General features: G+C 64.7%; 14 protein-coding genes and 1 riboswitch. Of the genes, 8 read left to right on the top strand and 6 right to left on the bottom strand.

Going from position 1 to position 14,461, the window contains the following annotated elements; translation table 11 throughout:
- Positions 1 to 14 precede the first annotated feature (14 nt).
- Together AC07VY_RS25280 and AC07VY_RS25285 are read left to right on the top strand one after the other, a co-directional pair.
- Positions 15 to 824 carry an ABC transporter substrate-binding protein gene (locus AC07VY_RS25280; protein WP_495099913.1) on the top strand — a complete coding sequence of 270 codons (810 nt, stop codon included), beginning with the start codon at positions 15 to 17 and terminating at the stop codon, positions 822 to 824.
- Entirely contained in the window at positions 824 to 3,352 is a 2,529-nt protein-coding gene (locus AC07VY_RS25285) for a sensor histidine kinase (protein ID WP_495099912.1), read from the top strand. Before AC07VY_RS25280 ends, AC07VY_RS25285 begins: the two co-directional genes overlap by 1 nt.
- A 192-nt stretch (positions 3,353 to 3,544) precedes the next feature.
- On the opposite strand, the gene AC07VY_RS25290 is transcribed toward AC07VY_RS25285, so the two are convergent.
- The 6 genes from AC07VY_RS25290 to AC07VY_RS25315 all read right to left on the bottom strand — a co-directional run bounded on the left by AC07VY_RS25290 (position 3,545) and on the right by AC07VY_RS25315 (position 9,389).
- On the bottom strand, positions 3,545 to 4,192 hold the full coding sequence (locus AC07VY_RS25290) for an ABC transporter ATP-binding protein (protein WP_495099911.1): 648 nt from the start codon (positions 4,190 to 4,192) through the stop codon (positions 3,545 to 3,547).
- Positions 4,189 to 5,172 carry a tRNA (adenosine(37)-N6)-dimethylallyltransferase MiaA gene (miaA, locus tag AC07VY_RS25295; protein WP_495099910.1) on the bottom strand — a complete coding sequence of 328 codons (984 nt, stop codon included), beginning with the start codon at positions 5,170 to 5,172 and terminating at the stop codon, positions 4,189 to 4,191. Before miaA ends, AC07VY_RS25290 begins: the two co-directional genes overlap by 4 nt.
- A 21-nt stretch (positions 5,173 to 5,193) precedes the next feature.
- Positions 5,194 to 6,165 (bottom strand): CapA family protein, encoded by a 972-nt coding sequence (locus AC07VY_RS25300; protein ID WP_495099909.1) that lies wholly within the window; start codon positions 6,163 to 6,165, stop codon positions 5,194 to 5,196.
- Positions 6,165 to 6,560, bottom strand: a complete 396-nt coding sequence (locus AC07VY_RS25305) for a hypothetical protein (protein ID WP_495099908.1) — start codon at positions 6,558 to 6,560, stop codon at positions 6,165 to 6,167. Before AC07VY_RS25305 ends, AC07VY_RS25300 begins: the two co-directional genes overlap by 1 nt.
- Before the next feature lie 2 nt (positions 6,561 to 6,562).
- A complete protein-coding gene (gene mutL, locus AC07VY_RS25310; protein WP_495099907.1) occupies positions 6,563 to 8,503 on the bottom strand; it encodes a DNA mismatch repair endonuclease MutL in 1,941 nt (646 codons plus the stop codon).
- A gap of 67 nt (positions 8,504 to 8,570) precedes the next feature.
- Entirely contained in the window at positions 8,571 to 9,389 is an 819-nt protein-coding gene (locus AC07VY_RS25315) for a cysteine hydrolase family protein (RefSeq protein WP_495099906.1), read from the bottom strand.
- A gap of 45 nt (positions 9,390 to 9,434) precedes the next feature.
- On the opposite strand from AC07VY_RS25315, the gene AC07VY_RS25320 reads away from it, so the two are divergent.
- From AC07VY_RS25320 to AC07VY_RS25345, 6 genes are all read left to right on the top strand, one after another.
- The gene (locus tag AC07VY_RS25320; RefSeq protein WP_495074433.1) at positions 9,435 to 10,079 is read left to right on the top strand and encodes a VTT domain-containing protein; all 645 of its coding nucleotides are present in this window, start codon (positions 9,435 to 9,437) and stop codon (positions 10,077 to 10,079) included.
- Between the two features lie 133 nt (positions 10,080 to 10,212).
- A riboswitch (TPP riboswitch) is annotated at positions 10,213 to 10,310 on the top strand.
- Between the two features lie 38 nt (positions 10,311 to 10,348).
- A complete protein-coding gene (locus tag AC07VY_RS25325) occupies positions 10,349 to 11,389 on the top strand; it encodes a thiamine ABC transporter substrate-binding protein (protein WP_495099905.1) in 1,041 nt (346 codons plus the stop codon).
- A complete protein-coding gene (locus AC07VY_RS25330) occupies positions 11,390 to 12,973 on the top strand; it encodes an ABC transporter permease (protein WP_495099904.1) in 1,584 nt (527 codons plus the stop codon). It begins immediately after the preceding gene.
- Positions 12,966 to 13,610, top strand: a complete 645-nt coding sequence (locus tag AC07VY_RS25335; protein ID WP_495099903.1) for an ABC transporter ATP-binding protein — start codon at positions 12,966 to 12,968, stop codon at positions 13,608 to 13,610. Before AC07VY_RS25330 ends, AC07VY_RS25335 begins: the two co-directional genes overlap by 8 nt.
- Positions 13,611 to 13,868: 258 nt before the next feature.
- The gene (locus AC07VY_RS25340; protein WP_495074429.1) at positions 13,869 to 14,033 is read left to right on the top strand and encodes a hypothetical protein; all 165 of its coding nucleotides are present in this window, start codon (positions 13,869 to 13,871) and stop codon (positions 14,031 to 14,033) included.
- A 63-nt stretch (positions 14,034 to 14,096) separates the two neighbouring features.
- Positions 14,097 to 14,303, top strand: coding sequence for a hypothetical protein (locus AC07VY_RS25345; protein WP_495074428.1), 207 nt, complete (start codon positions 14,097 to 14,099; stop codon positions 14,301 to 14,303).
- The last annotated feature ends 158 nt before the right edge of the window (positions 14,304 to 14,461 follow it).

Consider the following 14,461-nt stretch of genomic DNA (forward strand, 5'->3'; position numbering starts at 1 on the left):
CTGGATTTAGCACTATGCGTCGTATTTGTTTCCAGCGGATTCTGAGATTGGCTCTGGTGGCTGGTCTGAGCCTGGCTTGGATGGCCAGTCCCTGGGCCGGCACGGTGGTGGAGCGGGTCAGATCCAGCGGCAAGATACGGGTTTGCATCTGGCCCGAATACTATGGCGTGAGCCATCGCAACCCGAATACCCAGCAGCTCCAGGGTATCGACATCGACCTGTCCGCCGAGCTGGGCCGCGACCTGAAGCTGCGCGTGGAGTATGTGGATTCCTCCTTTCCCACCCTGGTGCAAGACCTGCTGCAGGACCGCTGCGACGTAGCCATGTTTGCCGTGGGCATGCTGCCCCAGCGCCTGCAACAACTGAGGTTTACCCAGCCCTACCTGCAAAGCGATATTTACGCCGTCAGTACCCAGAGCAACCGCACGGTGCGCCAATGGGCCGACATCGACAAGCCCGGCGTACTGGTTGGCGTGCAGGCGGGTACCTTCATGGAGCCGGTGATGATTGAAAGCCTGAAAGCGGCGCAGGTTGTTTCCATTGCCCCGCCGACCACCCGCGAACGCGAGCTGGAGGCTGGCCGGGTGGACGTGTTCATGACCGACTACGCCTACAGCCGACGCCTGCTGGATAACGCCGACTGGGCCCGCCTGATTGCCCCGCCCAAGCCCTTTCACGTGGTGCCCTATGGCTATGCGGTCAAACCGGGTGACCCCGCCTGGCTGGCACAGCTGAATGCATTTGTCACCCGCATCAAACACGATGGCCGGCTGAGCGCCGCGGCGGCTCGGCATGGTCTGTCGCCCATCGTGGTGCCTGGCTGATGTCCGTGATTTTGGCGTCTGCCGCTGCGTCAGCCCCCTCGTCACGCAAGGCAGGCCGCCGCCTGTCCAGCAATGTGGTGCTGGCCGCTGGTGTGTCGCTGACGCTGATGACCTGGCTGCTGCTGTGCTTGCTGGGCTGGTACGAATACCAGGAGGTGGTGCAAGGCTTCCAGGACCGGGGCGAGCTGCAGGCCCGCGTGCTGGAGGACCAGGCCACGCGCTCGGTGGAAACCGTGTCCGTGGCCTTGGGCTACCTGGCGGCAGAGACGGCGAATGTTGAGGCCATGGGCAGCGCAGACAAAAGCCATTCCCTCCTGTCCCAGGCTCTGGCCGGCCTGCCCCTGGTGCGCTCGCTGGCCATGGTGGATGCCAGCGGCGTGGTACAGGCCAGCACCGTGCCCAAGGATGTGGGGCTGCGGATCGTGCTAGACCGGCTAGGTACCCTGCCCACGCCAGGCCAGGAAAAGTTGGGCAGCTTTATCGCTGGCCGCAGCCTGGCAGCCCTGGCCGCACCTGACGTGGCGCCTACGGCCGGTGTCGGCTTCATTCCCCTGCTGCGCGCGCAGCAGCACAACCGCTCACACCAGGCTCTGTACCTGGTGGCGTTGATGAACGCGGATGCGTTCTCCAATTTCCAGCTGCTGACGCTGGACAATCCGCAAAACGCGGCCTATCTGCTGAGCTACCAGGGCAGCGTGCTGGCCAGCAGCGGCACGCTGGCGCCGGCCACCTCGCTGGCCCAGCACCCGGTTTTTAGCCATTACCTGCCCGCGATCGAGCATGCCAACTATGTGGGTGAGGGCGCCGTGCCGCAGCGGCAGGTAGTGTCGTTTCGCCTGTCCAAAGGTCGGCCGCTGGTGGTTTTGGTTGAGCAGCCCTATGCCAGCGTGGTGGCCGAATGGGTCAAGACCATGCGCTGGTTTGCCGTGGTGGCGGTGTTTACCAGTCTGTTTCTGGGCTATATGACCTGGGCGGCGCGGCGTAGTCTGCGCGCCCGGGAGAACGCCTATGTCCAGCTGGGGCTGGCGCGCCGCGAGGCAGTGCACCGCGAGCGTGAGCTGCAGGTTCTGGTGAAGAGCGTGCAGGAGCTGATCTTCCGCACCGACACCCGGGGCATCATCACCTACACCAATGAACGCTGGCTGGCCCTGCGTGGCGACGTGACGCAGACCACGCTGTCAAAGACCCTGGCAGAGGTGGTTGAGCCTAGCGACCGGGAGGCCGTGCAGGCCCTGTTCACACTACAAGGCGATAGCGGTGTGCGCACTGCCACCGCCAGCATCCGTACGGTGGACGGTATGGCCCGGCGGCTGGACTTTGCCGTGGTGCCGCTGCGCAGCAAGTCAGAGATCGTCGGTTTCGCCGGCAGCGCGGTGGATGTGTCGGAGCGCTATTTTGCCGAGCAGGCCCTGAAGCACCAGCTGGCGTTTGTGGGCACCCTGTTGGAGATCAGTCCCACGCCGGTGGCCACTTTCAACCAGCGGGGCCAGTACACCAGCGTCAACCGCGCCTGGGAGGAGTTCACCGGTCACGCGCGGCAGAAGGTGGTGGGGCAGTACCCCGAGGCTTTTATGTCGCCCAGCGAGGCCGCTCTGGTGTGCGAACGAAACTCCCAGCTGTGGCGCGAAGGAGGTTCCGTACGTTACGAAGTGAAGGTGCTGCACCGGGATGGCAGCCGCCGCGATGTGGTGGTGAACAAGGTGCTGGTGCCCGGCTCGAGCGACGGCGGCGCCAGCCTGCTCAGCAGCATGATGGACGTGAGCGAGTTCCGCCAGGCCGAGCGCGCCACCCGTGAGGCGCGCGAGGCGGCGGAAGAAGCCTCGCGTGCCAAGTCGGAGTTCATAGCCAACATCAGCCATGAGCTGCGTACGCCGCTGCAGTCCATCCTGGGCTTTTCGGAGCTGGGCGTGATGCGCGGGCGCGAGAACCCCAAGCTGCAAGGCATGTTCAACGACATCCACGCTTCGGGCGTGCGCATGCTGGCGCTGGTGAATGATTTGCTGGACGTGTCCAAGATCGAAAGCTCGGTAGGCGGCATCAACCTGGAACGGGCCGATCTGCGCGGCCTGGTGCACGCCGTGCTGCACGAGCTCAGCCCCCTGCTGCAGGCCAAGCATGTGCTGACCGTGGTGGAGCTGGGCGAGCGCCCGCTGATCGCCAAGGTGGACCCGGTGCGCTTCCAGCAGGTGGTGCGCAATATCGCGGCCAACGCCATCAAATTCTCGCCCGTCTGGAGCGAAATCGTGGTGCAAGGCAAGATCACCGAAGACCGCCGCATCTGCATCAGTGTGCGCGACCACGGTGCGGGCGTGCCGCCGGCCGAGCTGGAAAAGATCTTCGACGCCTTTGTGCAGTCCAGCAGCAGCAAGGACGGCTCGGGCGGCACCGGCCTGGGCTTGACGATCTGCAAGAAGATTATCGAAGCCCACGAGGGTAGCGTGGTGGCCGGCAATATGCCCGATGGCGGCGCGATCTTCTCCATTTACCTGCCCGCACGCCAAAGCCTGCACGCTGAAACCACTTTCTAAGCTCACCCCCAGGCTACAGTGCTTCGCACTTTTCGCCACCCCCCTTGCAGGGGGCAACACCAGCAGCCTGGCAAAGCCAGTTCTGCGGTGTTTCTGGACGGCCTGCGTTCTGTCTATAGACTTGGCTTGGAGTTATTTTGCTATTGAATCAATAGCTGCTTGCGCAGGTTCTATCTGCGCTAGCGGCATTTTTTATTCGGATATACCGTCGACCCGCAGATGCAGCACACGGTCGGCCCGCGCCGCTGCAGACTCCGAATGGGTGACCAGCACCAGAGACGCGCCCTGGGCCCGGGTCTGGGCCAGCAGCGCATCCATTACCTTGGCGGCGGTGGTGGGGTCCAGGTTGCCGGTGGGTTCGTCGGCCAGCAGCAGCGCCGGGCGGTGCACCAGGGCGCGAGCAATCGCCACGCGCTGCAGCTGGCCGCCGCTGAGCTGCTGCGGCAGCCGTGCGCCCAGGCCACCCAGGCCCACGGCTTCCAGCAGACTTTCCACCCGCGCCGCATCGTTCTGGCCCAGCAGCATCAGCGGCAAGGCCACGTTTTGCGCCACGTCCAGATGTGGCAGTACATGGAAGGCCTGGAACACAAAGCCCACCTGTTGGCGCCGCAACAGGGCGCGCTGGTCGTTGCCTAGCGTGCCCAGGTCGGTGCCGGCGATATGCACCGTGCCGCTGTCCCAGCTGTCCAGCCCGGCCATGCAGTTCAGCAGCGTGGATTTGCCCACGCCGGATTCACCGACGATGGCGACAAACTCGCCTGGCGCCACGCGCAGCGACACATTGGCGAAGACCGTGCTGTCGCCATAGCGCTTGGCCAGGCCATTGATGACCAGGCTCATACCGCCTGCTCCACGATGTCGAGTACCTGCTGCAAAGCGTCTGGCGCCTCGCAGGCCACGATGCGCCGCTGCGGCATGGAGCGCAGCCAGGTGATCTGGCGCTTGGCCAGCTGGCGGGTGGCGAAGACGCCTTTGTCGCGCAGCTCAGCCATGGGCCAGAGTCCGTCCAAGGCCTCCCAGGCCTGGCGGTAGCCCACGCAGCGCATGCTGGGCAAATCCAGGTGCAGGTCACCGCGCGCGCGCAAGGCTTGCACCTCGTCCAGAAAGCCACCGGCCAGCATCTGCTCAAAGCGCAGGGCGATGCGCGCATGCAGCCAGGCGCGGTCCAGAGGTTCCAAAGAAATAAGGGTTGTGGCGCAGGTTCTATCTGCGCTGGCAGCTGCGTTTTTTGTAGCATGAAAGCTGGACAAGGGCTGGCCGGAGATGCGGTACACCTCCAGCGCCCGCTGTATGCGCTGGCCATCCAGCGGCTGCAGCCGGGCGGCGGTGACTGGGTCGACCAGGGCCAGCTGGGTGTGCAGTGCGGGCCAGCCGTGCGCGGCGGCTTCGGCCTCCAGTTCGGCGCGGATGGCGGGGTTGGCGGTGGGCATGGGGTCTATGCCGTCAAACAGCGCCTTGAAGTACAGCATGGTGCCGCCCACCAGCAGCGGCAGCTTGCCACGCGCGGTGATGTCGGCCAGCAGGCGCTCGGCATCCACCACGAATTCGGCCGCGCTATAGGCCTGCAGCGGGTCGCGGATGTTGATCAGGTGGTGCGGCACCTGGGCCAGCTCGGCTGCCGTGGGCTTGGCCGTGCCTATGTCCATGCCCTGGTAGACCAGCGCGGAATCGACGCTGATGATCTCCACCGGCATGCGTTGCGCAATCGCCAGCGCGGCGGCGGTTTTACCCGAGGCCGTGGGGCCTGCCAGGGCGATGCAGCGGGGAAGAGGGGTGGGGGCGGCGGGGGTGGCGGAGAGGGAGGCAGACGGCGCAGACATGCGCCGGAGGCTACCAGAAAGTCAGCAGTGGCTTATCTTGGCGCTGCCACGGCGCCCGCAGGGCGTGGCCAGGCTGGTGTCGGGGCTGGGCGTGCCGTCGGCGTCCATGTGCACGGCCACGGTGTTCCAGCTGCGAATGCCTTGCTTGTCCACGCTCAGACGCAGCAGCCAACCCAGCTTGGCGGCGGGCAGTTCGAAGCCGTCAAACACCAGATTGCCCAGGCTCCAGATCACCGGCTTGCCCAGTACTACATCGGCGCCCTGGGTGACGTGGGGGTGGCTGCCCACCACGGCATCGGCGCCGGCCTGGACCATCAGCCTGGCCAGTTGGCGCTGGCGCTGGCTGGGCTCGGGTTCGCGCTCCCAGCCCCAGTGCATGAAGGGGATGACCACGTCGGCGCCAGCGGCCTTGGCGGCGCGGATATCGGCCACCACCAGGCTGTCTTCGCTCCAGGCCACGCCAGGCCAGTTGGCACCGGCCTCGAAAGAGCGGGGTTTGAATTCGTCATAGCCCAGCACGGCGATGCGCAGGCCGTTCTTTTCAATCCAGTAGGGCTTGTGCGCCTCGACCAGGTTCGCACCGCCGCCGAAGCCGGCGATATCTGCGCTGCGCAGATGCGCCAGCGTTTCCATGAAGGCTTCGCGGCCAAAGTCGCCGCTGTGGTTGTTGGCCACCGACATCGCGGTGAAGCGGCCCTTGAGCACATTCACCGTGTTTGGCTGGGCGCGGAAGGTGTAGATCTTGTTGTCCAGCGGCGTACCGGTGGTGGTGGCGGCAACCGAGGTTTCCAGGTTGCCTATGGCCACGTCGGCCGCCTGCAGGATGGGGGCGATGGCTGCCAGCGGGTCGCCGCCGGCGGCGATCAGGCGGCCGGGGCCGTCGTCCAGCATGACATCGCCGCCGAACAGCAGCTCGACTTTTTTCGATTCAGAGGGCGCGGCAAAGCCCAGCAGGGGGACGCAGAGCAGCGCGGCGAGCAAGGTATGTTTCATCATTTCTTCCAGCCACACCAGTATTGCAATTCACCGTCGCGTATGGGCTCATACACGCGCTGCAGGCCGGTGAAACCATACGGCCCTAGCGCTGGTGGCGGCGGATACAGGTAGTCGGCCTGGTGCAGCATTACCGCGCCTTGCGGCGGGTCGCGGTCGGCATAGGTATAGAGCTTGATGGCGGCCAGCCCGGGTGGCTGGCGTTCAAACACCAGGCGGAACATGAAATACGAGCCGATGGAGGTCGGTGCGACGGTGTAGGGCGTGGCTGCGGGCTGGGCTGAAATGATCTGCGTCTCGCCACCGTAGCTGACGTGGCAGTCCACGCTTTCGGCCTGGGCAGACTTGGAAAACTGGCATGCCAGCAGCGCCAGCAACAGGAGTGTGCGCTGCATGGTCATCGGCCGCGCATGAACAAGGTGTCCAGCTCTTTCACTGTGATTTGTCGCCATGTGGGGCGCCCATGGTTGCATTGGTCGGATCGTTCGGTAGTTTCCATCTGGCGCAGCAGGGCGTTCATTTCGTCCAGGGTCAGGCGGCGGTTGGCGCGCACGGCACCGTGGCAGGCCATGGTGCCTAGCAGTTCGTTGTGCGCGCGTTGGATCACGGTGCTGGCTTCATGTTGTGCCAGCTCTGCAAGCACGCCACGTGCCAGTTCGGTCGCGTCGCCCTGCACCAGGCTAGTGGGCACGGCGCGCACGGCCAGGGTCTTGGGCGAGAACGGGCTGATCTCCAGACCCAGCGTGGCCAGTGTTTCTACATGGGCTTCGGCGGTGGCGACTTCTTGCGGCGTGGCGGCGAAGGTAACCGGGATCAGCAGCGGCTGGCTGCTGATGCGCGCATGCTCCGTGTTCGCCAACTGGGCCTTGAGCCGCTCGTAGACGATGCGCTCGTGCGCCGCGTGCATGTCCACCACCACTAGGCCCTGGCTGTTTTCGGCCAGGATGTAGATGCCTTGCAGCTGGGCGATGGCGCGGCCCAGGGGCCAGGCCTCGTTGGGCTGGTCCGGTTGGGTGGTGGGGGCGCTGGCCGCGGCAACCGGGGCTGCGGTGGGTGTAGCGGCGTATGTATGGGTCGCAGGGCTGGGCGCGGGCGCCGCAACTGTCGTGGTCACCGGCCACAGGGCTTCGAAGTCCGACACCTTGTGCGGCGTGGCTGCTGCGAAATAGATAGCTGCCTGCGCAGGTAATACCTGCGCTGGAGCCTTGTTTTGTATAAATTCTTGCGGCGGGCTGGTGGCGGGTGTTGTGGCGCTCGCTGCCGCAGCCGCAGCTGCGCGCGGTGCCGCCAAGGCTGCATCCACGGCGCGGCGCACGGCCTGGTGCACTTCACGGCTGTCGCGGAAGCGCACCTCGATCTTGGTGGGGTGCACATTCACGTCCACCCGGGTCGGGTCGATCTCCACATACAGCGCATACACCGGCTGGCGCTGGCCGTGCAGCACGTCCTCATACGCGCTGCGGGCAGCGTGGGTGATGACCTTGTCGCGCACAAAGCGGCCGTTGACATAGGCAAACTGCTGGTCGGGTCGGGCCCGCGCCGCGTCGGGAATACCGACCCGGCCCCAGACGCGCACGGCCTGGCCGCCGTCGTCGCGCATGGAGCTGCGGTGGTCTACCGCCACCGAGCGCTCGGTGAAGTCGTCGCCCAGTACGTCGCGCAGGCGCTCGGACAGCGCGTCGATGCTGTGGGGTGCAGGGCAGGCGCGCCATTGTTCGACCAGCTTGCCCTCGTGCCAGATGGCAAAGCCTACGTCGGGCCGGGCCAACGCATGGCGGCGCACGGCTTCCACGCAGTGGGCCAGCTCGGTGGCATCGGTCTTCAAGAACTTGCGGCGTGCCGGGGTGCTGAAGAACAGCTCTTTCACCTCTACCGTGGTGCCGGTGCTGCGCGCCACGGGCTTCAGTTCGCCGCTGCGGCCGTCCAGCAGAAATGCATTCGATTGGCCGCTGGCGCGCGAGGCGATTGCCATGTCAGCTATGGAGTTGATAGCGGCCAGGGCTTCGCCACGGAAACCCATGGTGCCTACGGATTCCAGCTCATGCAGGTCGCGGATTTTGCTGGTGGCGTGGCGCTTCAGGGCGATGGGCAGCTCTTCCATCGGGATGCCGCCACCATCGTCCTCCACCGCAATCAGCCGCACGCCGCCGGCCAGCAGGCGCAGCGTGATCTGCGTGGCGCCGGCGTCCAGTGCGTTGTCGACCAGCTCGCGCACCACGGATGCCGGGCGCTCCACCACTTCGCCTGCGGCGATCTGGCTGATGAGTTCATCGGGCAGCTCGCGGATGACGCGGCGGGGACTGGGGGACAGCAGGGGGGTGGAGATGGGGGCGTTCACCGGGTGATTTTAGAGGGCGCCGCAGATCGGCCGCAGTCACTGCGCGACCTGAGGGGCGCTGGCGGGCTTATAGCCACAAGTCCTGGCTGCTAGCCAGTTCCAGTCCGCGCCTTTGCATGTCCTGCAAAAACATTTCGTGCTGCAGCTGGAAGCCGCCCACCGGGCTCATGCAGTCGGTCAGCAGCACGATGCGCTGGGGTTTGTGGCGGGCCAGGTGGTCCACGATGTGCTCGGTGGTGGCGCGCACGCAGTGGCTGCTGGCCTCGCCGGCAATCAGCAGGGTGTCGGCCTGGTCCATGGCGGCCATCAGCGTGTGGTTCAGGCCGGTGGCCTCGTCCTGCGCATCGGGCACCTCGGCCATGACCGCGCTGTAGTGTTCGGTCCAGGGGTTGCTCCCCTTGCTCAGCTTGGTGACGCTACGGCCCTGCTGGTCTTCCCAGGCGTTGTAGGCGGCGTGCACATCGGCGTGTACGTTGTGGCCCCAGGTGCCGATCTCGCAGTGCACCGGCCAGACCATCAGGGTGTAGCGGCCGCGCGCTTCCAGTGCATCCAGGTAGGCCAGGCTGCGGCCCAGGTGGGCGGGGTCGCGCGGCCGATACAGGCCGGCGTTCACATCCGCCGCCGTGATGGTGGTGAAGGGAGTGACGGCGCTGCCGTCGCCTTGCAGCCAGAAGGTGGGGTGGGCGATGTCCAGCCGGTGGTGCGAGTCCAGCGTAATGGTGATGTCGGTCAGCCGGGCCGCATATTCGCGGATGAAGGCTGCCAGCCGCTGCATGTCGGCATGGGCGCCGGTGACCGGCAGGGCAGGGCTGCCGCCGGCACCTGGGGGGAGATCGCAAAAATCGTTCTGGGGGTCGATGATGAGCAGATGGGTGTGGCGTGTCATGGCTGTCTTCCGTTTGTCTTGCGATGCTGGCGATAATCGGTGCCCATGGACATTCTCATGCAACTTCTCGACTTCATTCTGCACGTGGACAAGCACCTGCAGGCTTTTGTAAGCAATTACGGCTTGTGGGTTTACGCCCTGCTGTTTCTGATTATTTTTGTGGAGACCGGCGTTGTTGTGATGCCGTTCCTGCCGGGGGACTCGCTGCTGTTCGTGGTGGGCGCCATGTGCGGTGTGGGGCTGATGTCCTATCCGCTGTCGGTCGGGCTGCTGCTGGCCGCGGCGATTTTGGGCAACCAGAGCAATTACGCCATCGGCCGTTATTTAGGCCCCAAGGTATTCCAGTGGGAAGATTCGCGCTTTTTCAACAAGAAGGCCTTCAACCAGGCCCATGCGTTTTACGAGCGCTATGGCGGCCTGACCCTGGTGGCTGCACGCTTTATGCCGTTCCTGCGCACTTTCGCGCCGTTTGTGGCGGGCGTGGCGGTGATGAATCGGGCCAAGTTTGTGTTTTTTGACGTGCTGGGGGGCGTGCTGTGGGTGGTGGGCATCGTCACCATCGGCTACTTCTTTGGCAATTTTCCCTGGGTCAAGCAGAACCTGGACAAGATCATCTGGGCCATGATTCTGGTACCCACGGCCCTGGTTGCCATCGGCGCCCTGAAGGGCCGTATGACCGCCAAGGCTTAGTATTCCACTTGCCTAAAAAATAGGCGCTGTAAGCTTTGTCTTTGTAAATCAATGGCTTAGCCTGCATATACAAACGCTTGCCCGGGTTATCCACAAGTTTGTCCAGCGCCAGCAGGGAGAACTCTACAATCCCACGCTTCACCGGGGGTGCCTGCTTTGAAGCGGGCTGAGAAATACCCCACACACCTGATCTGGGTCATGCCAGCGTAGGGAGCGTGATGGGGCTGCGGCCTTCCATGCGACCCGCGCCGGCGCATTGAAAGGCAAGCATGTTCCACCGCCGCGCTACTAGTACACGCCGTACGTTCACTTGGGCCGCCACCGCGCTGGCCGCACTCTGCACCTTCCCTGCCCTGGCTGCCGACAAGGAGCTGCGTGTGCTGGTGCACAGCTCTTTTGATCTGCCCAAGCCCTTGCTGGCCCAGTTCGAGGCCGATGCCGGCGTCAAGCTCAGCCTGATCAAGGCCGGGGATGCGGGTGAAATGCTGAATAAGCTGATACTGACCCGCGCGCAGCCCATTGCCGACGTGGTGTTTGGCCTAGACAACGCGCTGGTGGCCAAGGCCCAGGCCGCCAAGGTGCTGGAGCCCATGACCTATACCCAGGGTTCGCCGGTGACACAGGTGGGCACGAATGTAGTGGCGATGGACTACGGTTTCGTCACGCTGAATTTCGACAAGGCCGCTTTCGCCAAGAGCGGCCTGGCCTTGCCCAAGACGCTGGAGGATTTGATCCAGCCGGCCTACCGTAACCTGCTGGTGGTGCCCAACCCCGCCACCTCCAGCCCCGGCTATGCCTTCTTGCTGGCTACCGTGGCCGGCATGGGCGAGGAGAAAGCCTTTGACTGGTGGGGCCGCATGCGTGCCAATGGCGTGAAGGTGGTGAAGGGCTGGACCGAGGCCTACTACACCGAATTCAGCCGCAACGGCGGCAGCCGCCCGCTGGTGGTCAGCTACGCCACCAGCCCGGCGGCTGAGGTGTTCTACAGCAAGGAAAAGATCAGCGAGTCGCCCACCGCCAACCTGTTCCTCAAGGGCGGTGTGTTCCGCCAGGTCGAAGGTGTGGCCCTGGTAGCGGGCGGCGGGCAGCGCGAAGCCGCCGCCAAGTTCATCCGCTTCATGCGCGCTGGCGCGGTGCAGCAAGCCTTGCAAACCAGCATGTGGATGTATCCGGTGGAGGCCCACACGCCTCTGGCCGATGTGATGCGCCATGCGGTCGAGCCCACCGCGTTTGAAAGTCTGCCCGCCGAAACTATTGCCGACAAGGGCCCGGCCTGGGTGGCGCGCTGGACCCAAGTTGTACTGAAATAAATGGCGATCACACGCCGCCAGAGTTTGCTGGCAGCGCTGCCGCTGCTGTGCCTGGCGGTGCTGCTGGTGGCACCGGTGCTGCGCCTGGGCTTCGAAGGTTTTTGGGGTGAGCTGGCCACCGGACCCACGCCGTCGCTGTGGGCGGTATGGACCGACCCGTATCTGCGCTGGCGCGTGCTGTGGTCGCTTTTGCAGGCGGGCGCCACCTGTGTCGCCGCTTTGCTGCTGGGCTTGCCCGTGGCCTGGGTGCTGGCGCGTTGGGAGTTTGCCGGGCGCCGCCTGGTGTTGCGCCTGCTGATGCTGCCGTTCGTGGTGCCCACCCTGGTGGCGGCAGTGGGTGTGCTGGCGCTGTGGGGGCCGCGTGGTCTGTTGAGCAATGCCTTGGGGCTGGAGCTACAGGACTCGCCCTGGCTGCTGCTGTATGGCAATCTGTTTTTCAATCTGTGCGTGGTGGTGCGGGCCGGGTTGGAGGCGCTGGAGCAGGTCAATGCCCAACGCGTGGCCGCCGCCCGCAGCCTAGGTGCCAGCCCGTGGCGGGCCTTCTGGCGGGTCGAGTGGCCGGCGATCGCACCCTGGCTGGCGTCCAGCCTGTGCCTGGTGTTCTTGTATTGCTTTGCCGGTTTTGGCCTGGCCCTGGTGTTGGGGGGCCAGCGCTATGCGACGGTGGAGGTGGAGATCTACAGCCTGGTCGCGCACGAGCTGCAGCTGGCCCCGGCGAGCTTGCTGGCGCTGTGGATGCTGCTGCTGACTGGCGCCGTGGCCTGGGGCTATGCCGCCATCGAAAAGCGCCTGGCCGTGCCCGGCCGTGTGCAGCCCATCGCGCGCCGCCGCCCCAATCGACCCGTGCATTGGCTGGGCGTGTGGGGCGCATGTGCGGTGCTGGTTTTTTTCTGCGCTGCACCTATCGCGGCGATTCTGTGGCGCGCGGTGCACGCGGGCTGGCAGATCTGGGCCGTGCTGCTGGAGGCCGATACCCTGGTCGCGCTGTGGAATACCTTACGCTTTTCGGCTGTGGCGCTGTTACTGGCCAGCGTGCTGGGGCTGCTGCATGCGCTGGCGGCACAGCAGTCGCTGGCGATGCGCGCGGCGGCCTTTTTACCGTTTGTGGTGTCGCCCATCACCGTGGCCTTTGGCCTGTTGTTGCTGTACCCGCAGTGGACTGCCAGTCTGGCGCTGCTGCTGTGCGCCTATGCCGTGCTGGCTTACCCCTTTGTCGCCAAGTCCCTGGCAGCCGCATTGGATAGCCTGCCCGCGCATGTGTCCCAGGCGGCGCGCAGCCTGGGGGCCAGCCCCTGGCGGCTGTTCTGGCGTGTCACGCTGCCGCTGGTCGCACCCGCGTTGCGCCGCGGCATGGCATTTGCAGCCGCCACGGCGCTCGGCGAGTTTGCGGTCACCCTTTTTCTATCTCGCCCAGAATGGGCCACGCTGACTACCCTGGTTTACCAACGCCTGGGGCGGCCCGGTGCAGCCAATGGCGACGCGGCGCTAGTGCTGGCCTGCCTGCTGATGGCGCTGGCCTTGGCGGCGTTTGCGTTGATCGAAGGCCCGCGACGGGCGGAACCCACCCATCCTCCCCATGCTTGAACTGCGATCCATCACCAAACATTACGGCTCTCGACTGCTGGCCGATCAGCTCAGCCTGCAGGTGGCCGAGGGCGAAATCGTGGCCCTGCTGGGGCCGTCCGGCAGTGGCAAAAGTACGCTTTTGAAAATAGCGGCCGGGTTGGAGGAGGCCGAGTCCGGCAGCGTCTGGTTCGATACGCAGGACATCACCCGGCTGCCACCCGAGCGGCGCGGCTTCGCCCTGATGTTCCAGGACTTCGCGCTGTTTCCACACCTGGACGTGCGTGACAACGTGGCTTTCGGCTTGGTGGAGCAACGGGTGAAAAAGGCCGAGGCCCGCCAGCGCGCCGAGGCCATGCTGGCGCGTTTCGACCTGGCCAGCCACGCCCGGCAGCGCGTGTGGACCTTGTCGGGCGGTGAGCAGCAGCGTGCGGCCCTGGCCCGCGCACTCATCACCGCGCCGCGCGCCTTGCTGTTGGACGAGCCGTTTTCCGCGCTGGATGCGGCCCTGCGCCAAAGCCTGCAGGCTGAGTTTCGTCAGCGCATCTTCGAAGCCGGCATGGCTGCGGTGTTGGTGACGCACGACGAGGGCGAAGCCCGTGCCATGGCCACACGTGGCCTGCGCCTGGTGGACGGGCGGTTGCTGAGGCTCTGGTAGTTGCTATTGATTCAATAGCTGACTGTGGAGTATCTATTTGCGCTATCGGGCATTTTCACCACTGGTTTTTAAGTGCCTTGCAGGCCGGATCTAGGCGGCGTTGGGTGCGGCTGTGTGTTGCCGGCCATGCACCTAAAGTGTGACTTATCGCAAACAAACTCGGCTTATGCGCACATATTCGTGCACGCGCGCACCCACTTTGTGCGATACTAGGGTTAACCCTAGAAAGGGTAAACCTCTAAATTTGGAGTTCTAGCTATGAACATCGCTCTCTTCTTTTTGTTGTCCGCTCGGCGTGCTGCCCAGGCAATTGGCCGTAGTTTTGAACAGCACGAATCCAGCGATGTTGAGAGCTATCTCAGCAAATCCCAGTCGCTAGCCGACCTGGAATCCCGCCAGCGGGACTGGCTGCAGTCTCACTAAACCACCACGGCCGCTGTGCCGGCAGGCCCCCCCCAAGGGTCTGAAACATTCAGGATATTTACCATGCAAGTTCTGTTCTTTTTGAAATCTTTGTTCACCGTCGCTGCTGCCACGTTTGTTCCAGGCGAGCGCGTCAATTTGGTGCGTCGCGGCAGCATCTTGCGTACCGACGGTTATGTGATCGCCCAGACCGACAAGGGCGTGCTGGTGGAATGGCCACGTGCCGGCACCGGCTTCGTCAATTCTTCGGAACTGACCGCCATCGTCTGAATCCAGCCGCCGTCTGCTTGACGGCGCTATGGAATAAATAGCTGCTAGCGCACACGAAATGTGCGCTAGCAGCTATTTTTTCCTGATTAGCTACCTGCCTCAGAGTATCGAAGAACAGTCAATGGAAGTGGCCGGGTCGTCACAGCCGCGCGCAGCAG

Source organism: Rhodoferax sp. GW821-FHT02C08 (assembly GCF_059421805.1).

Coding starts and splice junctions, on each gene's coding strand:
- AC07VY_RS25280 (WP_495099913.1), top strand. CDS start 15: ATGCGTCGTATTTGTTTCCAGCGGATTCTGAGATTGGCTCTGGTGGCT.
- AC07VY_RS25285 (WP_495099912.1), top strand. CDS start 824: ATGTCCGTGATTTTGGCGTCTGCCGCTGCGTCAGCCCCCTCGTCACGC.
- AC07VY_RS25290 (WP_495099911.1), bottom strand. CDS start 4,192: ATGAGCCTGGTCATCAATGGCCTGGCCAAGCGCTATGGCGACAGCACG.
- miaA (WP_495099910.1), bottom strand. CDS start 5,172: ATGTCTGCGCCGTCTGCCTCCCTCTCCGCCACCCCCGCCGCCCCCACC.
- AC07VY_RS25300 (WP_495099909.1), bottom strand. CDS start 6,165: ATGAAACATACCTTGCTCGCCGCGCTGCTCTGCGTCCCCCTGCTGGGC.
- AC07VY_RS25305 (WP_495099908.1), bottom strand. CDS start 6,560: ATGCAGCGCACACTCCTGTTGCTGGCGCTGCTGGCATGCCAGTTTTCC.
- AC07VY_RS25315 (WP_495099906.1), bottom strand. CDS start 9,389: ATGACACGCCACACCCATCTGCTCATCATCGACCCCCAGAACGATTTT.
- AC07VY_RS25320 (WP_495074433.1), top strand. CDS start 9,435: ATGGACATTCTCATGCAACTTCTCGACTTCATTCTGCACGTGGACAAG.
- AC07VY_RS25325 (WP_495099905.1), top strand. CDS start 10,349: ATGTTCCACCGCCGCGCTACTAGTACACGCCGTACGTTCACTTGGGCC.
- AC07VY_RS25330 (WP_495099904.1), top strand. CDS start 11,390: ATGGCGATCACACGCCGCCAGAGTTTGCTGGCAGCGCTGCCGCTGCTG.
- AC07VY_RS25335 (WP_495099903.1), top strand. CDS start 12,966: ATGCTTGAACTGCGATCCATCACCAAACATTACGGCTCTCGACTGCTG.
- AC07VY_RS25340 (WP_495074429.1), top strand. CDS start 13,869: ATGAACATCGCTCTCTTCTTTTTGTTGTCCGCTCGGCGTGCTGCCCAG.
- AC07VY_RS25345 (WP_495074428.1), top strand. CDS start 14,097: ATGCAAGTTCTGTTCTTTTTGAAATCTTTGTTCACCGTCGCTGCTGCC.